This is a genomic window from Streptomyces sp. NPDC005728 (assembly GCF_040630895.1).
GTDB lineage: Bacteria > Actinomycetota > Actinomycetes > Streptomycetales > Streptomycetaceae > Streptomyces.
This window is the reverse complement of the sequence record NZ_JBEXYL010000001.1, coordinates 256,043-274,779: the sequence shown is the minus strand read 5'-3', so window position 1 is coordinate 274,779 and position 18,737 is coordinate 256,043. Positions and strand designations below refer to the sequence as shown.

The 18,737-nt window shown below is 70.3% G+C and carries 19 protein-coding genes; 7 read left to right on the top strand and 12 right to left on the bottom strand.

Features of this window, described 5'->3' with window-relative positions; all coding sequences use genetic code 11:
- From ABZ471_RS01215 to ABZ471_RS01165, 11 genes are all read right to left on the bottom strand, one after another.
- Positions 1 to 1,275, bottom strand: a complete 1,275-nt coding sequence (locus ABZ471_RS01215) for an MlaD family protein (protein WP_359061049.1) — start codon at positions 1,273 to 1,275, stop codon at positions 1 to 3.
- Positions 1,272 to 2,537, bottom strand: a complete 1,266-nt coding sequence (locus ABZ471_RS01210) for an MCE family protein (protein WP_359061046.1) — start codon at positions 2,535 to 2,537, stop codon at positions 1,272 to 1,274. The genes ABZ471_RS01215 and ABZ471_RS01210 overlap by 4 nt, the downstream gene beginning before the upstream one ends.
- The gene (locus ABZ471_RS01205; RefSeq protein WP_359061044.1) at positions 2,534 to 3,652 is read right to left on the bottom strand and encodes an MCE family protein; all 1,119 of its coding nucleotides are present in this window, start codon (positions 3,650 to 3,652) and stop codon (positions 2,534 to 2,536) included. The genes ABZ471_RS01210 and ABZ471_RS01205 overlap by 4 nt, the downstream gene beginning before the upstream one ends.
- Positions 3,649 to 4,629 (bottom strand): MlaD family protein, encoded by a 981-nt coding sequence (locus tag ABZ471_RS01200; RefSeq protein ID WP_359061282.1) that lies wholly within the window; start codon positions 4,627 to 4,629, stop codon positions 3,649 to 3,651. Before ABZ471_RS01200 ends, ABZ471_RS01205 begins: the two co-directional genes overlap by 4 nt.
- A gap of 257 nt (positions 4,630 to 4,886) precedes the next feature.
- Entirely contained in the window at positions 4,887 to 5,927 is a 1,041-nt protein-coding gene (locus ABZ471_RS01195) for an MCE family protein (protein ID WP_359061042.1), read from the bottom strand.
- Positions 5,924 to 7,171: an MCE family protein gene (locus ABZ471_RS01190; protein WP_359061040.1), complete on the bottom strand. Its 1,248-nt coding sequence runs from the start codon at positions 7,169 to 7,171 to the stop codon at positions 5,924 to 5,926. The genes ABZ471_RS01195 and ABZ471_RS01190 overlap by 4 nt, the downstream gene beginning before the upstream one ends.
- Before the next feature lie 5 nt (positions 7,172 to 7,176).
- Positions 7,177 to 7,992: an ABC transporter permease gene (locus tag ABZ471_RS01185; protein WP_359061038.1), complete on the bottom strand. Its 816-nt coding sequence runs from the start codon at positions 7,990 to 7,992 to the stop codon at positions 7,177 to 7,179.
- Positions 7,993 to 7,995: 3 nt separating this feature from the next.
- Complete coding sequence (locus ABZ471_RS01180; RefSeq protein ID WP_359061036.1) at positions 7,996 to 8,766, bottom strand: ABC transporter permease; 771 nt, start codon at positions 8,764 to 8,766, stop codon at positions 7,996 to 7,998.
- Entirely contained in the window at positions 8,763 to 9,692 is a 930-nt protein-coding gene (locus tag ABZ471_RS01175) for an ABC transporter ATP-binding protein (protein WP_359061034.1), read from the bottom strand. Before ABZ471_RS01175 ends, ABZ471_RS01180 begins: the two co-directional genes overlap by 4 nt.
- A gap of 108 nt (positions 9,693 to 9,800) precedes the next feature.
- Positions 9,801 to 10,769: a sigma-70 family RNA polymerase sigma factor gene (locus ABZ471_RS01170; protein ID WP_359061032.1), complete on the bottom strand. Its 969-nt coding sequence runs from the start codon at positions 10,767 to 10,769 to the stop codon at positions 9,801 to 9,803.
- 101 nt (positions 10,770 to 10,870) lie between these two features.
- Positions 10,871 to 11,899 carry a lytic murein transglycosylase gene (locus tag ABZ471_RS01165; RefSeq protein ID WP_359061030.1) on the bottom strand — a complete coding sequence of 343 codons (1,029 nt, stop codon included), beginning with the start codon at positions 11,897 to 11,899 and terminating at the stop codon, positions 10,871 to 10,873.
- A gap of 200 nt (positions 11,900 to 12,099) precedes the next feature.
- On the opposite strand from ABZ471_RS01165, the gene ABZ471_RS01160 reads away from it, so the two are divergent.
- The 7 genes from ABZ471_RS01160 to ABZ471_RS01130 all read left to right on the top strand — a co-directional run bounded on the left by ABZ471_RS01160 (position 12,100) and on the right by ABZ471_RS01130 (position 17,799).
- Positions 12,100 to 12,348 (top strand): hypothetical protein, encoded by a 249-nt coding sequence (locus tag ABZ471_RS01160; protein ID WP_359061028.1) that lies wholly within the window; start codon positions 12,100 to 12,102, stop codon positions 12,346 to 12,348.
- Positions 12,345 to 12,713: a helix-turn-helix domain-containing protein gene (locus ABZ471_RS01155; protein WP_359061026.1), complete on the top strand. Its 369-nt coding sequence runs from the start codon at positions 12,345 to 12,347 to the stop codon at positions 12,711 to 12,713. The genes ABZ471_RS01160 and ABZ471_RS01155 overlap by 4 nt, the downstream gene beginning before the upstream one ends.
- Positions 12,714 to 12,839: 126 nt before the next feature.
- Complete coding sequence (gene uraD / locus ABZ471_RS01150) at positions 12,840 to 13,355, top strand: 2-oxo-4-hydroxy-4-carboxy-5-ureidoimidazoline decarboxylase (RefSeq protein ID WP_359061024.1); 516 nt, start codon at positions 12,840 to 12,842, stop codon at positions 13,353 to 13,355.
- A 4-nt stretch (positions 13,356 to 13,359) separates the two neighbouring features.
- Complete coding sequence (uraH, locus tag ABZ471_RS01145; protein WP_359061022.1) at positions 13,360 to 13,752, top strand: hydroxyisourate hydrolase; 393 nt, start codon at positions 13,360 to 13,362, stop codon at positions 13,750 to 13,752.
- 4 nt (positions 13,753 to 13,756) lie between these two features.
- Complete coding sequence (gene pucL / locus ABZ471_RS01140; RefSeq protein WP_359061020.1) at positions 13,757 to 14,680, top strand: factor-independent urate hydroxylase; 924 nt, start codon at positions 13,757 to 13,759, stop codon at positions 14,678 to 14,680.
- A 127-nt stretch (positions 14,681 to 14,807) separates the two neighbouring features.
- Entirely contained in the window at positions 14,808 to 16,187 is a 1,380-nt protein-coding gene (locus ABZ471_RS01135) for an 8-oxoguanine deaminase (RefSeq protein WP_359061019.1), read from the top strand.
- Positions 16,188 to 16,410: 223 nt separating this feature from the next.
- Positions 16,411 to 17,799 carry a nucleobase:cation symporter-2 family protein gene (locus tag ABZ471_RS01130; protein ID WP_359061017.1) on the top strand — a complete coding sequence of 463 codons (1,389 nt, stop codon included), beginning with the start codon at positions 16,411 to 16,413 and terminating at the stop codon, positions 17,797 to 17,799.
- A gap of 137 nt (positions 17,800 to 17,936) precedes the next feature.
- Here the strand turns inward: ABZ471_RS01130 and ABZ471_RS01125 are convergent, their stop codons facing one another.
- A complete protein-coding gene (locus ABZ471_RS01125; protein ID WP_359061015.1) occupies positions 17,937 to 18,734 on the bottom strand; it encodes a helix-turn-helix domain-containing protein in 798 nt (265 codons plus the stop codon).
- Positions 18,735 to 18,737: the final 3 nt, after the last annotated feature.

Below are 18,737 nucleotides of genomic sequence, written 5' to 3'. Positions count from 1 at the left end.
TCATGCCATCGGTCCCACGAGCAGCCATTGCCACGACTCCTTTCCGAATACCGTCTGTTCGCCGCCCGTCGAGCCGATCTCCACGGGCGTTCCGTCCGGTCCGTCGGCGGTGCGGGTCTCCGGGTCGTACGGGGTGACGTACGCGGCCCGGCCGACGCCGTACGAACCGGCCGACGCGCCGGGGGCGTTCTGCGCACCTCGCACCGAGGTCTTGTCACCGCGCGGCGCCGTGCAGCGTGCGTCGGTGTTCGCCGGGCGCGTGCTGGTGTCGGCCGGGTCGCGTCGCTGTGTGCCGTAGCCCTGGGTGCACGCCGGCGGGTCGTCGGCGTTCACGGTCAGCCCGAAGTGGGTCGTGCCGTCGCCGGGGATGACCGTGTAGCTTCCCGCGACCGTGAGCGGCAGGGTGACCAGGGCCTGCTCCACACCGGGCAGCCGCGCCACGGTGACCTGGGCGCCGCTGACGAGGTTGGCCAGCAGGACCGGCACGTGCGGGCGCGTCGACTTCAGCAGGGAGTCGAGCTCCTGCGCCGCGGGCACCGAGTTGCCGATCAGCCGCCGCAGGTCGCCGTCGCTCGTCCTCAACTGCTCGGTGAGCGTGGCCAGGTCGCGGGAGAACGACTTGATGGCCGAGCCCTGGTCCGCCTGCGTCCTGAGCACCTTCCGCGAGTCCTCGATCAGCGAGACCGTCTCCGGGAGGGACTCGGACGCCGACTCGACCAGAGCGTTGCCGGAGTCCACGAGGCGGCTCAGATGCGGCCCCGTGCCGGCGAAGGCCTTGCCCAGCTCGTCGACAGTGGTGCGCAGGTCGTCCTTCCCGACCGAGTCGACCAGCCGGTCGAGGCTGAGGACGAGGTCCGTCACGGGCAGCGGGGTCCGGGTGCGGCTGCGCGGGATCGGACTGCCGTCGATCAGATACGGGCCGCCGGCGCGCCGGGGCTGGAGGTCGACGTACTGTTCGCCCACCGCCGAACGGTTGGCGACCACCGCGAGCGAGTCCGCCGGGATCTTCGGCGCGCCGTCCTCGATCTTCAGGCCCACCGAGACTCCGGAGCCGGTCAGCCTCAGATCGCCCACCCGCCCCACCGGCACACCCCGGTAGGTGACCTCGGCGCCGGGGAAGACGCCCCCGGACTCGGCGAAGTCGGCGCGCACGGTGTAGCCGCGGTCGAGGACGGCGTCCACCAGGCCCGTGTACCGGGCGCCGACGTACGAGACCCCGAGGGCGGTGATGGTCGCGAAGGCGACCAGCTGGACCCTGACCGTACGTGTGATCACGGCAGCATCCCCTTCAGCATCAGCTCGGCGAGGCCGAGGTCGACCCCCTGGGGGAGGCGACGTGAGTCGTCTGCGGTGCCGTAGGCCGCGGTGCACACCGGCGGGCACAGCAGGGTGCTGCCGTCGGAGGGCGTCGAGGGGACGGCGGGCACGGACGGGGTGTCCGGCAGGGACGGGGTGGACGGGAGGGGGGCGGGAGTGGGGGCGCCGGGAAGATCCGGGATCCCGGGCGGCGGGGAGTTCCTGCCCCTGCCCGGCTTGTCGTCGACATTGCCGTAGATGCCCGTCAGGTCGAGGTCGGCGGTGATCTTCAGGTTGACGTAGTCGCCCTTCACTGCGTCGGCGGCGTTGCGCGGGAACGGGTAAGTGGTCAGCAGTTCAAGGGAGTTGGGCAGATCGTCGCCCGCCTTGTTCAACTCCTGCAGGACGGGCCGGAGCCTTTTGAGGTTGGCGACGGTGTCGTCCCGGGAGGCGTTCACCACCCTGGTGCCGGTCTTGCCGAGCTCGGACAGGGCTGTGAGCATCTTCGTCAGGTCGCCGCGCTGGTCGGCCAGGACCTTCAGGGCGGGTGGCATGGTGTCGACGGCCTGGGCGATCGTCCTCTTCTCCTCCTTCAGCCGCTTGGCCAGCCGATCGACGCCCTCCAGCGCGCGGACGATCTCCTTGCGCTGGTCGTCCAGGCCGCCGAGGAACGTGTTGAGCTCCCTGAGCAGGGACTTGACCCGGTTCTCACGGCCGTTCAGGGCCTTGTTCAGCTCGACGGTGATCGTCTTGAGCTGGGCCACCCCGCCGCCGTTGAGCAGTGCGGACAGGGCGGACAGCACCTCCTCGACCTCGGGGTTGCGGCCACTGCGGGAGAGCGGGATGCGGTCGCCGTCGCGCAGCCGCCCGACCGCTGCGGTGCCGGGCGGCGCGGACAGCGCCACGTACTTCTCGCCGAGCATGCTGGTCTGCATGAGGCCGGCGATCGCGTTGCCGGGCAGCTTCACGGAGTCGGCGATCCGCAGCCGCACGCGCGCGTGCCAGCCGTCCAGCTCCACCTTCTCGACCGTGCCCACGGTGACGTTGTTGACCTTGACCGCCGACTGCGGCACCAGGTCCAGTACGTCCCGGAACTCGACTGTGACGTGGTAGGCGTGGCCGTCCGAGGCGGCGCCGCCGGGAAGCGGGACGTCGTACCAGCCGTTGAACTCGCAGCCGGTCAGCAGAAGTGCGCCGACCACCGTCCAAGCGGCCACCTGCCCCTTGCGCAGTCCGCTCATGCCCGTGCTCCCAGGATTCCGCCGAGGGTCTTGTCGACCGTGCCCGTCCTCACCGGGGCCGCCGGCAGCTCGGGCAGGGAGTCGAAGAGTTTGTTCAGCTCCTTGCAGTCGGGGTTCTTGCCGCCCTCGTCGCCGGTCGTCCTCAGGAGCGAGCAGAGCAGCGACGCCGGGTCCTGCGGCGTCTGCGCGTTGTTGCGGGTGTCGAGGGTGCCGGCGGCGGGGTTGTAGGCGTTCTGCAGGTTCGACAGGCCCGCGGGGGCGACGTCCAACAGCTCCTCCAGTGCGGCCCGTTGGGTGACGAGGACCTTGGTGACCTTGCTGAGGCCCTGCACGTCCGAGGTCAGGGTCTTCTTGTTGTTCTTCACGAAGCCGGACACGTCGCCGAGCGCCGCGGCCAGGTTCTTCAGTGCCGCTGCGAGGTCCCTGCGCTCCCCGGCCAGCTGCTCGGCCACGTCGGCGAGGCTGGTGTCGAACGACCGCACACTCGTGTCGTCCGCCGCCAGCGCGGCCGTGAACACCTGAAGGTTCTGCACCGTGCCGAACAGGTCGCCGCGCCCGTCGGACAGCGTGGTGACCGCCTGCGAGAGGTCCTCGACCGTCTGGTTGAGGTTCTGTCCCTGGCCCCGGAGGTTGTCGGCGCTCACTCCGAGCAGTCGTGACAGCGAGCCCTTCCTGTCGGCGCCGTTCGGGCCGAGCGCCTCGGCGGTGGTGTGCAGGCTGTCGAAGACGCGGTCCAGCTCGACCGGTACGGCCGTTCGGGACTCGGGGATGACGTCGCCGTCCCGCAGTACCGGACCCTTGCGGTACACCGGCAGCAGTTGCACGTAACGGTCGCTGACCACCGAGGAGTTGACGATGGCGGCCTGCCCGTCCGCGGGGACCTTGCGGCCCCGGTCGTACTCCAGCTCCACCCGCACCCGGCCGCCCTCCGGCGTGATCGTCCTGACCTCGCCGATACGGACACCGAGGACGCGGACGTCGGAACCGGGGTAGATGCCGACGGTACGCGGGAAGTACGCCACGACGCGGACGGGGCCGGGGCTCGGCCACAGGGCGACGGCGAGGCCGACGACAACCGCGAGTGCGGTGAACAGGGCAAGAAGTCTGCGGGTCATCGACTGCCTTCCGTCCGTGGCGAGACCGGGGCGGCGACCATGTTCTGGATGTAGGAGTCGAACCAGCGGCCGTTGCCGAGGGTGTTGGTGAAGACCCGGACGTAGGGGGCGAGCAGCCGGACGCTGCGGTCGAGGCTCGCCTGGTTGCGTTCGAGCATCTTCACGAACACCTTCAGGTTCTTCAGGGCGGGCCCGAGTTCCTTGGTGTTGTCGTCGACCAGGCCGGAGAGCTCGACGCCCAGCAGAGCGGAGCTCTTGAGCAGCTGGTGGATCGCCTCGCGCCGTTTGCCGATCTCCTTGAACAACTTGTCGCCGTCCTTCACCAGCGCGGAGAAGTCCTTCGAGTGGTCGGCCAGCACCTCGGTGACCCCGTTCGCACGGCCGAGCAGCCCGCGCAGCGCCTTGTCACGCGAGGCGACGGTGCGGGAGATCCTCGACAGGCCCTTGATGGACGCCCGCACCTCCGCGGGCGAGTCCTGGAAGGTGACGGAGATCGTGTCCAGTGCCTGCGCGAGCCGGTCCGTGTCGACCTCCTCGGAGGTGGTCGTGAGGTCGCTGAAGGCCTGGACGACGTCGTACGCCGACACCGTGCGCCCGATCGGGATCTCGTCGGCCGGCTTCAACTGCCCCGGACCCTCGGGGTGCAGGGCCAGGTACTTCGCGCCGAGGATCGTCCTGACCCGGATGGACGCGCCCGTGTCGGTGCCGAACGCTGGGCTGCCCTTCACCTTGAACGTCACCTTGACGTGGTCCCCGTCCAGGTCGACGTCCTCGACCTTGCCGACCTTGACCCCGGCGATCCGCACCTCGTCACCCGGCCTGAGCCCGCCGGCCTCCGAGAAGGCCGCGCTGTACGTCGTGCCGCCGCCGATCAACGGCAGGCTGTCGGCGTTGAACGCGGCGACGGCCAGCAGCGTGAGGACGGTGAGGCCGACGGCGCCGACGACGACCGGGTTGCGCTCGCGGAACGGCTTCAGGCGCGGGCGCTTCAGCCGGATCCTGGGCAGCCTGGGTGGCAGGACGCGTACCTTCACCAGCGGTTCGGGGCGGGGCTTGCGCTTGGGCAGGCGGGGGAGTCCGGGCAGCCTGGGTGGCAGGACGCGTACCTTCACCAGCGGTTCGGGGCGGGGCTTGCGCTTCGGCAGGCGGGGGAGTCCGGGCAGCCTGGGTGGCAGGACGCGTACCTTCACCAGCGGTTCGGGGCGGCGGGCCTTGCGCCGCGTGACGCGCATGCTCATCCGCCACACCTCGCCCGTGCCACGTGCAGCTCCGGGGTGATCACCTGCTTCGTCTCCGGCAACACGATCCGGCCGTCGAAGTCGCAGAGGTAGAAGTTGAACCACGAGCCGTAGGACGCCGTCCCCGTCAGCTCGTCGAGTTTGTTCGGCAGCCGCTTCAGGACGCCCTCCACGGTCTTCTCGTTGTCGTTCAGCGTTCCGGTGAGCTCGCCCAGCCCGGCGATGTCGTCCTTCAGCGGCGGACGCGCGTCCTTCAGCAGACCTGACGTGACCTCCGTGAGGTCGCCGATGCTCACCAGGGACCTCCCGATGGGCTTGCGGTCGGCGGACAGCCCGGAGATGACCCGACGCAGTTGCCTGAGCAGCCCGGAGAAGCGGGAACCGCGCTTGTCGAGGGTCTCCAGGACGAGGTTGAGGTTGGCGATCACCGAGCCGATCAGCCGGTCGCGGCCGGCCAGGGTCGTGGTGAGCGAGGCGGTGTGCGCGAGCAGGCTGTTCACCGTGCCGCCCTCGCCCTGGAGGGTCTCGATGATCTCCGTGGCGAGCTGGTTGACGTCGCTCGGACTGAGTGCGGCGAACAGCGGCTTGAAGCCGTTCAGCAGCGCGTTGAGGTCCAGCGCCGGCTGGGTCCGGGCCAGCGGGATGGTGCCGCCGGGCCTCAGCCGGGTGGTGCCGTCGCCGGTGCCCTCGGTCAGCGCGATGTACCGCTGCCCGACCAGGTTGCGATAGCGGACGACCGCGTGCGTGGCCGCGAGCAGGGGCCTGTCCGCAGTGACGCTGAAGGTGACCTCGGCCAGGGTCCGGTCCTTGATCCGGATGCGCTCGACCTCGCCGACCCGCACCCCGGCCACCCGGATGTCATCGCCGGTCTCCAGCCCTGTGACGTCGCTGAAGACCGCGTGATAGGTGTCCTTCGGGGTGAAGGAGATGTTGACGATGGTCGCGGCCAGCAGGGCCGTCGCCGCGATCGTCACCAGCGCGAAGACACTGAACTTGATCAGCGGGGCGGCGGTCCGCCGGGCTCCTGCTTTCCTCATACGACACTCACCGCCGTTCCGCGCGCGAGCGGCCCGAACAGCAGGGTCGCGACGGGCGGCACCTCGTCCGCGGGGACGCCCATGACGGGGGCCACGAGCGAGCCGACGGCCCGCTGTTCGGCCTCGGTGGCGGACACGTGGACACCTCCGGGGAGCGCGCCGGCCGGACTTCCGGCCGACGTACCGTCGTCGAGATGAGGTTTCGGACCGGGGACCTGCGGATGTGGCAGACCACGGCAGTTCGGGCCCGACCGCTCGCCGTAGACCGGCTCCTCACCCGGCCGGTACGCCCCCTGCGGCCGGACGGCTTCGAGGGTGATCCTCATCTCGCCGCCCCGGAACGCGTCCTCCGACGCCTTCTCCTGCCGCACCAGGCCCTGGAAGAGGCACGGGTACTCGGGGGAGTAGCGGGCGAAGAGCTCCAGCGTGGGGCGGGAGACCCGGCCCAGGGTGATCAGCCGGTCGCCGTTCTCGGTGAGGAAGTCGTCCGCGGTGTCCGCGACCGTCGCGGTCGTGCGCAGCGCGGCGGCCACCTGGTCCTTCTTCTCGACGATCGTCCGGCTGGTGATGACCGTGTTGCGCAGGATCCGCATCAGGTCGGGCGCCGCGTCGCCGTACACCTCGGTGACGTCGGCGAACCGCGAGATGTCTTCCTCGATCGACGGCAGGTGCGGGTTGAGGCGGCGCAGATAGCCCTCGAGCCGGGTGAGGTTGTCCCCGATCCGGTCGCCGCGGCCCTCCAGCGCGGTCGCGAACGCCGAGAGCGTGGCGTTGAGTTCGCCCGGCCGGACGGTCCGCAGCAGCGGCAGCAGGTCGTTCATCAGCTGCTGCACTTCGATGCCGACCTTCGTGCGGTCCTGGGTGATGACATCCCCGGCGCGGATCGGCCGGGCCGTGGATCGGGCGGGGGCCACCAGGTCCACGTACTTCTCGCCGAACAGTGTCTTGGGCAGCAGCCGCGCGTGCACGTCCGACGGGACGGAGGAGACGTACCTGGGCTCGAGCGCGATGTCGAGGGTCGCCCGTGTGCCGTCGGCGTGCACCTCGCGCACCTCGCCGACCAGCAGCCCGCGCAACTTGACGTCGGCCCGTGGATCGAGCTGGTTGCCGAGGCTGTCGGCCTGAAGGGTGATGCGCACGACGGACGTGAACGCCTGCTGGTACACGGCCACCGCGAGCGACAGCAGCAGCGCGAGCACGGCGATGAACGCGATGCCGTACAACCTGAGTCTCAGCACTCGCACCGACCTCACCCCGCGATCCGCACGGTCGTGTTGGCGCCCCAGATCGCGAGGCTCAGGAAGAAGTCCAGGACGTTGATGGCGACGATGGATGTCCGCACCGCCCGGCCCACGGCGACGCCGACACCCGCCGGGCCGCCACTCGCGTAGTAGCCGTAGTAGCAGTGCACCAGGATGATCAGCACGGCGAAGACGATCACCTTGCCGAAGGACCACAGCACGTCCACCGGCGGCAGGTACTGCTGGAAGTAGTGGTCGTACGTGCCCGTCGACTGCCCGTAGTAGCCGGTGGTGATGGTGCGGGCGGCGAGGTACGAGGAGAGCAGCCCGATCACGTACAGCGGGATCACCGCGACGAAGCCGGCGATCATCCTCGTCGTCACCAGGAACGGCAGCGACGGGACGCCCATCACCTCCAGCGCGTCGGTCTCCTCGCTGATCCGCATCGCACCGAGCTGCGCGGTGAACCCCGCGCCGACCGTCGCGGACAGGGCGAGTCCCGCCACCAGCGGGGCGATCTCGCGGGTGTTGAAGTACGCCGACAGGAACGCCACGAAGTTGGAGGTGCCGAGCTGGTTCAGGGCCGCGTAGCCCTGGAGGCCGACCTCGGTACCGGTGAAGAAGGAGAGGAAGGCGATGACGCCCACCGTGCCGCCGACGACGGCGAGCGCACCGCGCCCGAAGCTGACCTCGGCGAGCAGTCGCAGGATCTCCTTCTTGTAGCGGCGCAGGGTGCGGCCCGTCCACGCCAACGAGCGGCCGTAGAAGGAGAGTTGGGTGCCCAGCTCTTCGAGGGAGCGCAGGGGACGTTCGAGTGGTCGCATCGGCTAACCCCTCTGCGGGACGACCTGGAAGTACACCGCGGTCATCACGAAGTTGGTCACGAACAGCAACATGAAGGTGATCACCACTGACTGGTTGACGGCGTCGCCCACACCCTTCGGACCGCCCTTCGCGGTGAGCCCCTTGTACGAGGCGACGATCGCCGCGATCGCTCCGAACACCAGCGCCTTGATCTCGGCCGCCCACAGGTCGGAGAGCTGGGCGAGGGTGGTGAAGGAGGCCAGGTACGCGCCGGGGGTGCCGTTCTGGAGGACGACGTTGAAGAAATAGCCGCCCGCGACGCCGACCACCGACACCAGGCCGTTGAGCAGCACGGCCACCAGCATCGAAGCCAGCACGCGGGGAACCACGAGCCGGTGGATCGGGTCGATGCCGAGCACCTGCATCGCGTCGATCTCGTCCCGGATCTTGCGGGCCCCGAGGTCCGCACAGATCGCGGTGCCGCCCGCACCCGCGATCAGCAGCGCGGTGACGATCGGCGAGGCTTCGCGGAGTACGGCGAGAACGGATGCCGCACCGGAGAAGGACTGTGCGCCCAACTGCCGCGTCAGGCTGCCGATCTGGAGTGCGATGACCGCCCCGAAGGGGATCGACACAAGAGCAGTCGGCAAGATCGTCACGCTGGCCACGAACCACGCCTGCTGGATGAACTCCCTTGCCTGGAACGGACGTCGGGGCAGGGTCCGGACGACGTCCAGCGCCATCGCGAACAAGTTGCCCGAGTGCCTGAGCACACCTGTCGGGGAGAGACTCACGCGCCGCTCACCCCCTTCCGGTGCAGTTCGGCCTCCCGTTTCGCGATCGCCTCCCAGCGGGGTGGGCGGGTGATGCCGGGGCTCGGCAGCAGGCGGGGAGTGAGGCCCTCGACTCCGCCGCCCTCGTCGATCCGGGCCAGCTCCTGCTCGACCTGGGCCGCGTCCTTCTCCTCCGCCATGCCGATCGGCCCCTGCATCCGGCCGTTCAGGAACTGCCGTACGACCGGCTCCTTGCTGGTCAGCAGTTCCTCGCGGGGCCCGAACATCACCAGCTCGCGCCGGAACAGCAGTCCGATGTTGTCCGGAACCTGGCGGGCCGAGGCGATGTCGTGCGTGACGATCAGGAAGGTCGCTTCGATCTGCGCGTTGAGGTCGACGATCAGCTGGTTGAGATACGCCACGCGCACCGGGTCGAGGCCCGAGTCCGGCTCGTCGAAGAGGATGATCTCCGGGTCGAGCACCAGCGCCCGGGCCAGTCCGGCCCGCTTGCGCATACCGCCGGAGATCTCGCCGGGCAGCTTTCCCTCGGCGCCGATCAGCCCGACCAGCTCCATCTTCTCCAGCACGATGCGCCGGATCTCGCTCTCGGACTTGCGGGTGTGCTCGCGCAGCGGGAAGGCGATGTTGTCGTAAAGGCTCATCGAGCCGAACAGTGCGCCGTCCTGGAACAGCACGCCGAACAGCTTGCGCACCTCGTACAGGTCGTGCTCACGCAGGCGGGTGATGTCGCGGCCCGCGACCTTCACCGAGCCGCGCCCCGGCTTCAGCAGCCCGACGAGCGTCTTGAGGAACACCGACTTGCCCGTCCCCGAGGGGCCGAGCATCACCGAGACCTCCCCGGCGGGCAGCGTCAGCGAGACGTCCTGCCAGATGACCTGTTGGCCGAAGGACTTGGTCAGCCCTTCCACACAGATCTCCACACCCATCCGGTCCCACCCTTCGCCCGTGGAGCAGCTCCGACATCTGCTCTACGGGGAGGGGTGGGGCGTCCGTCGCGGCGACCGCGATTTTTTTCCGGACGCGTGTACGGCGTGCTACGACAGCTTCAAGGAAGGCACGCCCGGGGTGGGTACAAGGAGGGAAACGGACGGGAGAGGCGGCGCCGACGGGAGAGACGGCACCGCGGACTTCACCGGCAGCTCCGGAAGCGGAGGCGACGAGACCTCCGGCAGGGGCGGCACGGAGAGAGGTACGACGGATCCGCCGACGGGGGATCGGGTCGCCGCCCGGCTCGGGGTCGCCGCCGGCGTCGAGTGCCTTCGCGTCCGCGGGGCGCGCGTCTGCCCGGTGCCGTCGGTCCGGAGCACCTGCGCCTCGCTGGACACCGCCGGCCGCGGAGCCGGAGCGGCCGCGCCACCGCCCCCGTCGAGCGCGTGCGGCAGCACGAGCCCCGCCACCGCCAGGGTCGCCGCCGTCGAGGTGACCGCCACGGCCTGCGCCTTCCCGCCCCCGCGCGGCCGCCCGCGCCCGACCAGGAACAGGACGAGTCCGAGCGTCCCGGCAAGCGAGGCGCGCAGGGTCCGCCGGGCCCGGGCGAGCAGCGACTCGACGGTCCGGTAGCTGAGCCCCATCCGCACGGCGACCTGGCTCACGTCCAGGTCCTCGGACTTCAGCCGGAGCGCCTCCGCCTGCCGGGCGGGCAGCTCCCCGCTGCGCACGGCGAGCCACTTCGCCTCGGCCCGGTCGCACACCGCCTCCTCGACCGGCACCGGGCCCGGCGCGACGAGCGTGGGGCGCCTGCCCACCTCGGCCTCGCGGTTGACCTGCCGGTACCGGTCGACGCACAGCCGCATGGTCACCGTCGTCAGCCAGGCGCCGAGCCGCTCGTCGTCCAGGTCCGGGTGCTCCGCGGCCCGAAGCATCGCCTCGTGCACGGCGTCCTCGGCGTCCTCCCGGCTCATCGAGCGGCGCCGGGCCACCTTGAGCAAATCCTCGCGGTGGCTCCACATGCGCTGCCAACGCTCGTCGGCGGTCGCTATGTCCGCAGGCATGTCCGTCGCCATGAGGGCCCCTTCGCGCTCACTCGCCGGTCCGGTGCTTCCGGCGGGTGGCGACATTACCGCCGAGTATCCGCGGTTGTGGAGAGGGAGACCCTCATCGTGTTTCAGCTGTTGCTGGTCAGCGGCCCTGCATCGGGCAGCACACCGCCGCCGGGCAGCGTGAGGGTCGGTTCGGGGACGGGGACGAGCGGCGTCCGGGACTCCTCCGGGACATCAGCCGTACGGGACGGGGCCGGGGAGGGGGAGGCGGACGGTGTCGCGGGGTTGCGCGAAGGGCCCGGGCCGGGCTTCCGGTCGTCCGACGGCTTCGGCGTGGGCTTCGGGGTGTTCGGGCGGGACGGCTTCGGCCGGTCCCGGGACTCGGCGGACGCGTCCGGCACCACGCGGTGTCCGGTCAGGTAGTACGTGTACCAGGCCTTGACCGTGCGCAGATAAGTGTCCGAGTGGTTGTAGCCGAGGATCGCCCGGTCCAGGTCGGCGGGGTTCGAGAGGTCCCGGCCGCCCGCGCACAGATAGCGGCCGGCGGCGAGCGCCGCGTCGTGGACGTTGTTCGGGTCCGCGTGCCCGTCGCCGTTGCCGTCGGCGCCCCAGTGGGCCCAGGTCGACGGGATGAACTGCATCGGGCCGACCGCGCGGTCGTACACCGCGTCCCCGTCGTAGGCGCCGCCGTCGGTGTCCGGTACGAGGGCGTAGGCGCCGCCGGTCAGGCGGGGACCGAGGACGGGGGTCACGGTCGCACCGTCCGAGGTCACCCGGCCGCCCCGTGCCTGCCCGGACTCCACCTGGCCGATCGCCGCCAGCAACTGCCAGCGCAGCCGACAGCCCGGCGCGGTGCGCGCGAGCTCCTCCTCGGCGCGCCGGTACGCGGCGAACACGGTCGCGGGCAGCGCACCGCCCGTCACCCCCTGTGCCGGAACTTTCTCATGGGTCCGCAGCGGGGGGAGCTCGGTGCGGTAGGGGGTGTCGCCGGACACGCTGGGGCTGTGCTCGGTGGGTGGCGCCTGCCGCGCGGGCTCCGCGGCCCGCGCCGAGAGCGCCCCCGGTGCCTGTGACGCGGTCAGTGCGGCCATCGCCGCCGCCGCGATCGCCGTACCCCTGGCACCTCTGAACGCGCCGGTCCCGAATGTGCGCACCTCGTGGTCTCCTCCCTGGGCGGATTCCGTCCCCTGCTCTACGCGGGCGGGCGGTCGGTCCGTCGCGGGAAGCGGGATCTTCTCGGGAGGCCGGGACGGCACGTGCGTCCGTTAAGGTCTCCCCAGGCGGCCGGGGCGGTCGCACCCCGGTCACGGACCTGGCGGAACGCACAGGTCGGAGCAGATGCCTTGGGGGCACAGTGCGACTGAGAGTGGAGTTCACGACCGAGCCCTTCGACCTGGACAAGGCGCCCGCGCATGCGCTGGTGGCCCGTGAGGTGATCGAGGCTGCGGAGCTGGACGAGGTGGACGTGGGCCCGTTCGGGAACACGGCGGAGGGTGGCGCCGACTCGGTGCTGACCGCCGTGGACGCGCTGCTGCGCAAGAGCCTTCAGGCCGGTGCCACCCGGATCTCGCTGCAGGTCAACGTCATCGGGGAGGGCGAATGACCGGCAACGGGGACGAGCCCTTCATCACGGCCGTGAAACCACTGGTCGACGCCATGGGCGGGGAGATGCTCCCGCCCGACGAGGCCAGCGCCGAGGACGTCGTCCTCGCCTGGCAGGGCGTCGACGTCGTTGCCGTACGCCTGCCCCAGCTGGCCGACTCCCTCGACCACATCCTGGCCGCCATGGAGCGCAAGCGCGGCAAGCCCTTGGCCGACCTGGACCGCAAGTCCAAGCAGGAGGTCGTACGCATACTGGAGGCGCGGGGCGCCTTCGCCGTGCGGCACGGGGTGGAGACCGTGGCGAGCGCGCTGGGCGTCAGCCGCTTCACGGTCTACAACTACCTGAACCGGGAGAAGGGTGCCTGAGCCCGCGCCACGGGATCAGTTGTGTCACCCGGAATTTTCAACAAAGTGTTGACGTCGTGTTTCGGAGAGCGTTAGCTGTTCGCAGCCCGTTCAGCACGACGGCCGTTTCCGGCCACGGAGGCTTCCGTGACTACCACCACTTCCACGCCCCCGGGCCTGGCCCGGTTCAACGTCCTGGAGGAGCACGCGGCCCTCGCCGCCCTCCACGAGGCGTGCGCCTCCGCCGAGTGGGGCCGGCAGCTGCTCGCCGCCCGCCCGTACGCCACCGCCGACGACCTCTACGCCGCCAGCGACGCCGCCATGGCCGAGCTGAGCACCGCGGACCTGGAAGAGGCGATGGCCGGCCACGCGCCGATCGGCCGCCCCAAGCCCGGCGACCCGACGTCCGCCAGGGAGCAGTCCGGCATGGCCGGCGCCGCCGAGGAACTCAAGGCGGAGATGCTCGAACTCAACCTGGCCTACCAGGACCGGTTCGGCCACGTCTTCCTCATCTGCGCCACGGGCCGGACCGGCGAGCAGATGCGGGACGCCGTCAAGGAGCGGATCGGCAACTCGCCGGAGCAGGAGCGGGAGATCGTCCGCACCGAGCTGGGCAAGATCAACCGCATCCGACTGGCCCGACTCGTCGAAGAGGACGCCTGAGACCATGAGCACCAGCACCACCGCCTCCGTGTCCACGCACATCCTGGACACCTCCGTCGGCCGCCCCGCCGAGGGCGTCGCCGTCCACCTCTCCAGCCGTGGTGGCAGGGACGCGGACTGGCAGGCGCTCGGCGCGTCCGCGACCGACGCCGACGGCCGGTGCAAGGACCTTCCGGACCTGCCGGAGGGGACGACACACGTACGGCTCGACTTCGCCGTCGAGTCGTATTTCGAGAAGAAGCAAGCCGATGCGCAGCAGGACGCCCCCGCGAATCGGGACAGCGGTGCCGTGTTCTTCCCCGAGGTGGCGATCACTTTCGCCGTGAACCCCGGGGAGCATTACCACGTACCGCTGCTGCTCAACCCGTTCGGCTACTCCGTTTACCGAGGGAGCTAGCTAAATGCCCACCATCCTGGGACAGAACCAGTACGGCAAGGCCGAGAACCGAGTCGTAAAGATCACGCGGGACGGCGCCACCCACCACATCAAGGACCTCAACGTATCCGTGGCGCTGAGCGGCGACATGGAAGAGGTCCACTACTCGGGCTCCAACGCCAACTGCCTGCCGACCGACACCACCAAGAACACGGTGTACGCGTTCGCCAAGGAGTACGGCATCGAGTCGGCCGAGCAGTTCGGCATCCATCTCGCCCGCCACTTCGTCACCTCGCAGGAGCCGATCAAGATCGCGCGGATCCGCATCGAGGAGTACGCCTGGGAGCGGATCGAGACCTCCGACGCCAACTCCAAGTTCATCGGCGCCGACGAGGTCAAGCACTCCTTCGTCCGCAAGGGCCAGGAGACCCGCGTCACCCAGATCACCTACGACGGTGAGAAGTGGGAGGTCGTCTCCGGTCTGAAGGACCTGGTCGTGATGAACTCGACGAACTCCGAGTTCTGGGGTTACGTCAAGGACAAGTACACGACCCTCCAGGAGGCGTACGACCGCATCCTGGCCACCCAGGTCTCAGGCCGCTGGCGGTTCAACTGGACCGACGACGAGCAGAAGATGCCCAACTGGGAGAAGTCCTACGAGCAGGTCAAGAAGCACATGCTCCAGGCCTTCGCCGAGACGTACTCCCTCTCGCTGCAGCAGACGCTGTACCAGATGGGCTCGCGCATCATCAACAACCGCAGTGAGATCGACGAGGTCCGCTTCTCCCTGCCGAACAAGCACCACTTCCTGGTCGACCTGGAGCCCTTCGGGCTGAAGAACGACAACGAGGTCTACTTCGCCGCCGACCGGCCCTACGGCCTGATCGAGGCGACCATCCTCCGGGACGGCTGCGAGCCGAAGATCCCGGTCGACCTCACCAACCTCTGATCCACCCCCGCCTGCGGCACCCGTGACCGGGGAAACGCGTTTCCGGCCTCCCCGGTCACGGCACTCAAACCTCCTAGGGTCCTGCCGTGCCCACTCCCCAGAGTCCACTGAGCGAAAAGGACGAATCATGGCAGCAGCCCAGCGCATCGTCATCGAGAACTGTTCGATCGCGACGGTCGACGCCGACGACACCGAGTACGCCTCCGGGTACCTGGTCATCGCCGGCAACCGGATCGAGGCGATCGGCGCGGGCAAGGCCCCGGAGGGCCTGGAGAACGTCGTACGCCGCATCGACGCCACCGGGCACCTCGTGACCCCCGGCCTGATCAACACCCACCACCACTTCTATCAGTGGATCACCCGGGGCCTGGCCACCGACCACAACCTCTTCAACTGGCTGGTCGCCCTCTACCCGACCTGGGCGCGCATCGACGAGCCGATGGTGTACGCGGCGGCCCAGGGCTCGCTCGCGATGATGGCCCGCGGCGGCGTCACCACCGCCATGGACCACCACTACGTCTACCCGCAGGGCTCCGGCGACCTCTCCGGCGCGGTCATCCGCGCCGCCCGCGAGACGGGTGTCCGCTTCACCCTGGCCCGCGGCTCCATGGACCGCAGCGAGAAGGACGGCGGCCTGCCCCCGGACTTCGCGGTGGAGACCCTCGAGGGCGCGCTGTCCGCGACCGAGGCGACCGTCAAGGAGCACCACGACGCCTCCTTCGACGCGATGACCCAGGTGGCCGTCGCACCGTGCTCCCCCTTCTCCGTCTCCACCGAACTGCTCAAGCAGGGCGCCGAGCTGGCCCGCCGCCTCGGCGTACGGCTGCACACCCACGGTTCGGAGACCGTGGAGGAGGAGAAGTTCTGCCACGAGCTGTTCGGCATGGGCCCGACCGACTACTTCGAGTCCACCGGCTGGCTGGGCGAGGACGTGTGGATGGCGCACTGCGTCCACATGAACGACTCCGACATCGCCGCCTTCGGCCGGACGAAGACCGGTGTGGCGCACTGCCCGTCCTCCAACGCCCGCCTCGCGGCCGGCATCGCCCGCGTCCCGGACATGCTGAAGGCCGGTGTCCCGGTCGGACTCGGCGTCGACGGCACCGCCTCCAACGAGTCCGGTGAACTCCACACCGAACTGCGCAACGCCCTGCTGATCAACCGCCTCGGTGCCCACCGCGAGGCCGCGCTGAACGCCCGCCAGGCGCTGCGCCTCGGCACCTACGGCGGTGCCCAGGTCCTCGGTCGTGCGGCCGAGACCGGCTCTCTGGAGGCCGGCAAGCTGGCCGACCTGGTGCTGTGGAAGCTGGACACGCTCGCCCACGCCTCCATCGCCGATCCGGTGACCGCGCTGGTCTTCGGCGCGGCGGCCCCGATCACCGCCTCCTTCGTCAACGGACGTCAGATCGTCGAGGACGGCCGCCTGCTGACCGTCGACGAGGACGCCATCGCCCGCTCCACGCGGGACGAGGCCCAGCGCCTGGCGCGCATCGCCCGCCAGGGCTGAGCCGCCGCCGGACTCCGGCCGGGAGGGACGGCTCCCGGCCGGTAGCCGTGGACCCGAGCGGGGTCCATGGCGGCCGTCTCCGGGGCGCGCGTGAACACGCGCGCCCCGGAACGGTCACCGTTCCCCTCCCGGGAACGGCCCGTCCGGGTCCCGCACGACCACACGCATCACCTCCATGAAACCCACGTCAAGGCCGACGTGTTAGCCGCTCGGAGGAGCCGCTGTGACTGTCGCCCGCACAGTCGACGAGACCCACCCCGTCGACGAGAAACTCCCCGCCCTGAAGATGGCGACCACTGGCCTGCAGCATGTGGCAGCCATGTACGCGGGAGTCGTAGCCCCACCCCTGATCGTCGGCGCGGCCATAGGCCTGTCCGGCACCGAACTCACCTTCCTCACCGGCGCCTGCCTGTTCACCGCGGGCCTCGCCACCTTCCTCCAGACGCTCGGCTTCTGGAAGGTCGGCGCCCGGCTGCCGTTCGTCAACGGCGTCACCTTCGCCGGTGTCGCCCCGATGACCGCGATCGTCGCCTCCGCGCACGACAAGTCCGACGCCCTGCCGATCATCTACGGCGCGGTCATCGTCGCCGGCATCCTCGGCTTCATAGCCGCCCCCTTCTTCAGCAAGGCCGTCCGCTTCTTCCCGCCGGTCGTCACCGGCTCCGTGATCACCCTCATCGGTGTGTCCCTGCTCCCGGTCGCCTTCGGCTGGGCCCAGGGCCCCAACCCCGCGGCGCACGACTACGGTTCGGGCACCAACCTGGGCCTCGCGGCCGCGACCCTCCTGATCGTCCTGGTGCTGCGCCGCTTCACCCGCGGCTTCGTCAAGCAGATCGCCGTACTCCTGGGCCTGGTCATCGGCACGCTCGTCGCGATCCCCTTCGGCGCCACGGACTTCGGACCGGTCGCCGACGCGGACGTGATCGGCTTCCCGACGCCGTTCCACTTCGGTGCACCCCAGTTCCAGCTCGCCGCGATCCTGTCGATGATCGTGGTGATGGTGGTCTCGATGACCGAGTCGACCGCCGACATGCTGGCGCTGGGCGAGATCGTGGAACGCCCGGCCGACGAGAAGACGATCGCCGCGGGCCTGCGCGCCGACACCCTCGGCTCGGCCCTCAGCCCGCTGTTCAACGGCTTCATGTGCAGCGCCTTCGCCCAGAACATCGGCCTGGTCGCCATGACCCGCATCCGCAGCCGCTACGTCGTCGCCACCGGCGGCGGCTTCCTGGTCCTGATGGGCCTGTGCCCCATGGCCGCCTCACTGATCGCGGTCGTACCGCGTCCGGTACTGGGCGGCGCGGGCGTGGTCCTGTTCGGCTCGGTGGCCGCCAGCGGCATCCAGACCCTGGTGCGGGCGGGCCTGGAGAAGGACAACAACGTCCTGATCGTCGCCGTCTCCCTCGCGGTCGGCATCATCCCGATCACGGCGCCGGAGTTCTACCACGCGTTCCCCGAGACCGCGAGGATCGTCCTCGACTCGGGCATCTCCACCGGCTGCGTCAGCGCGGTCCTGCTCAACCTGGTCTTCAACCACCTGGGCAAGGGCAACGAGGCGCAGGACGTGACCCATCCGATGGAGTCGGGCGAGGAACTGGCGCCCGCGCACTGAGCGGCGGCGGGGCCGGAGTCACCTCCCTCCGGCCTCGCCGTTCCCGGCCGGTGCACCGCTGTGTGCGCCTGTGCGGCCAACGCCTTTTCCCTTGACGCGGGGGCGTCGCAGGCAGGAGGCGACGTCCGTATCCGCGTTCAGCCGCGGGGCCCCGCCTGGCAGGGGGTGGCCGCGGGCAGCCGGCCCGTGAAGTACGACCGGGGCGGGACACCCATCAGGGCGCGGAAGTCGGACGTCATGTGCGACTGGTCGTAGTAGCCGGTGGTCGCGGCGAGTTCGGACCAGGGGGCACTCGTGGCCCGGTCGATGACCGTGCGGACCCGGGTGATGCGGGCATAGTGCTTCGGGGAGACGCCGACGCCCTCGGTGAACAGATTGCGCAACTGGCGTTCGCTGACGGCCAGTTCGCGGGCCACGTCACGGATCTGGCCGGGAACGCGGTCCGACCGCACGGACAGCGCGTCGGCGCCGGCCCGCAGCAGCGCCGTACGGGAGGCGTCGGCGGCCTCGGTCAGCAGCTCCGGGAGGACGTCCGCGAGGTGGGACAGATCCTCCTCCGGGTCCAGCCACCGCGCCTCGACCGCCAGCCGGCGCGCCGCCCGGCCGGGCAGCCGGTCCAACGGCACGACCCGGCCGACCAGTTCGGCCGCCGGCACGCCCAGCAGAGGGAGCGGCGTGCCGGGGGCCAGGCGCAGCTCCGCACAGGACACGGGAAGCCCCGTGTCGTGGTAGGAGGCCCGCACCCGCGGGCCGACGGCCAGCACATCGCGGTGCCCGCCCCTGCCCACCCGTACGACGACCTTCGTGACGGGGTCCGGGAGATGGACGAAGGTCTCCTCGGGCGGGACGGCACCGGACAGAGCCCGGATCCCGGTGATCCACGGGCGCAGAGCCTCGGGCACGGGCAGCTCACGCTCTGCGGTGGTGTGCGTCATCCC

Excerpts from the sequence above, each read along its gene's own strand:
- ABZ471_RS01175 (WP_359061034.1), bottom strand. The coding sequence starts at position 9,692 with ATGGGTGTGGAGATCTGTGTGGAAGGGCTGACCAAGTCCTTCGGCCAA.
- pucL (WP_359061020.1), top strand. The coding sequence starts at position 13,757 with ATGCCCACCATCCTGGGACAGAACCAGTACGGCAAGGCCGAGAACCGA.
- ABZ471_RS01205 (WP_359061044.1), bottom strand. The coding sequence starts at position 3,652 with ATGACCCGCAGACTTCTTGCCCTGTTCACCGCACTCGCGGTTGTCGTC.
- ABZ471_RS01170 (WP_359061032.1), bottom strand. The coding sequence starts at position 10,769 with ATGGCGACGGACATGCCTGCGGACATAGCGACCGCCGACGAGCGTTGG.
- ABZ471_RS01195 (WP_359061042.1), bottom strand. The coding sequence starts at position 5,927 with ATGAGGAAAGCAGGAGCCCGGCGGACCGCCGCCCCGCTGATCAAGTTC.
- ABZ471_RS01210 (WP_359061046.1), bottom strand. The coding sequence starts at position 2,537 with ATGAGCGGACTGCGCAAGGGGCAGGTGGCCGCTTGGACGGTGGTCGGC.
- ABZ471_RS01135 (WP_359061019.1), top strand. The coding sequence starts at position 14,808 with ATGGCAGCAGCCCAGCGCATCGTCATCGAGAACTGTTCGATCGCGACG.
- ABZ471_RS01155 (WP_359061026.1), top strand. The coding sequence starts at position 12,345 with ATGACCGGCAACGGGGACGAGCCCTTCATCACGGCCGTGAAACCACTG.
- ABZ471_RS01125 (WP_359061015.1), bottom strand. The coding sequence starts at position 18,734 with ATGACGCACACCACCGCAGAGCGTGAGCTGCCCGTGCCCGAGGCTCTG.
- uraH (WP_359061022.1), top strand. The coding sequence starts at position 13,360 with ATGAGCACCAGCACCACCGCCTCCGTGTCCACGCACATCCTGGACACC.
- ABZ471_RS01185 (WP_359061038.1), bottom strand. The coding sequence starts at position 7,992 with ATGCGACCACTCGAACGTCCCCTGCGCTCCCTCGAAGAGCTGGGCACC.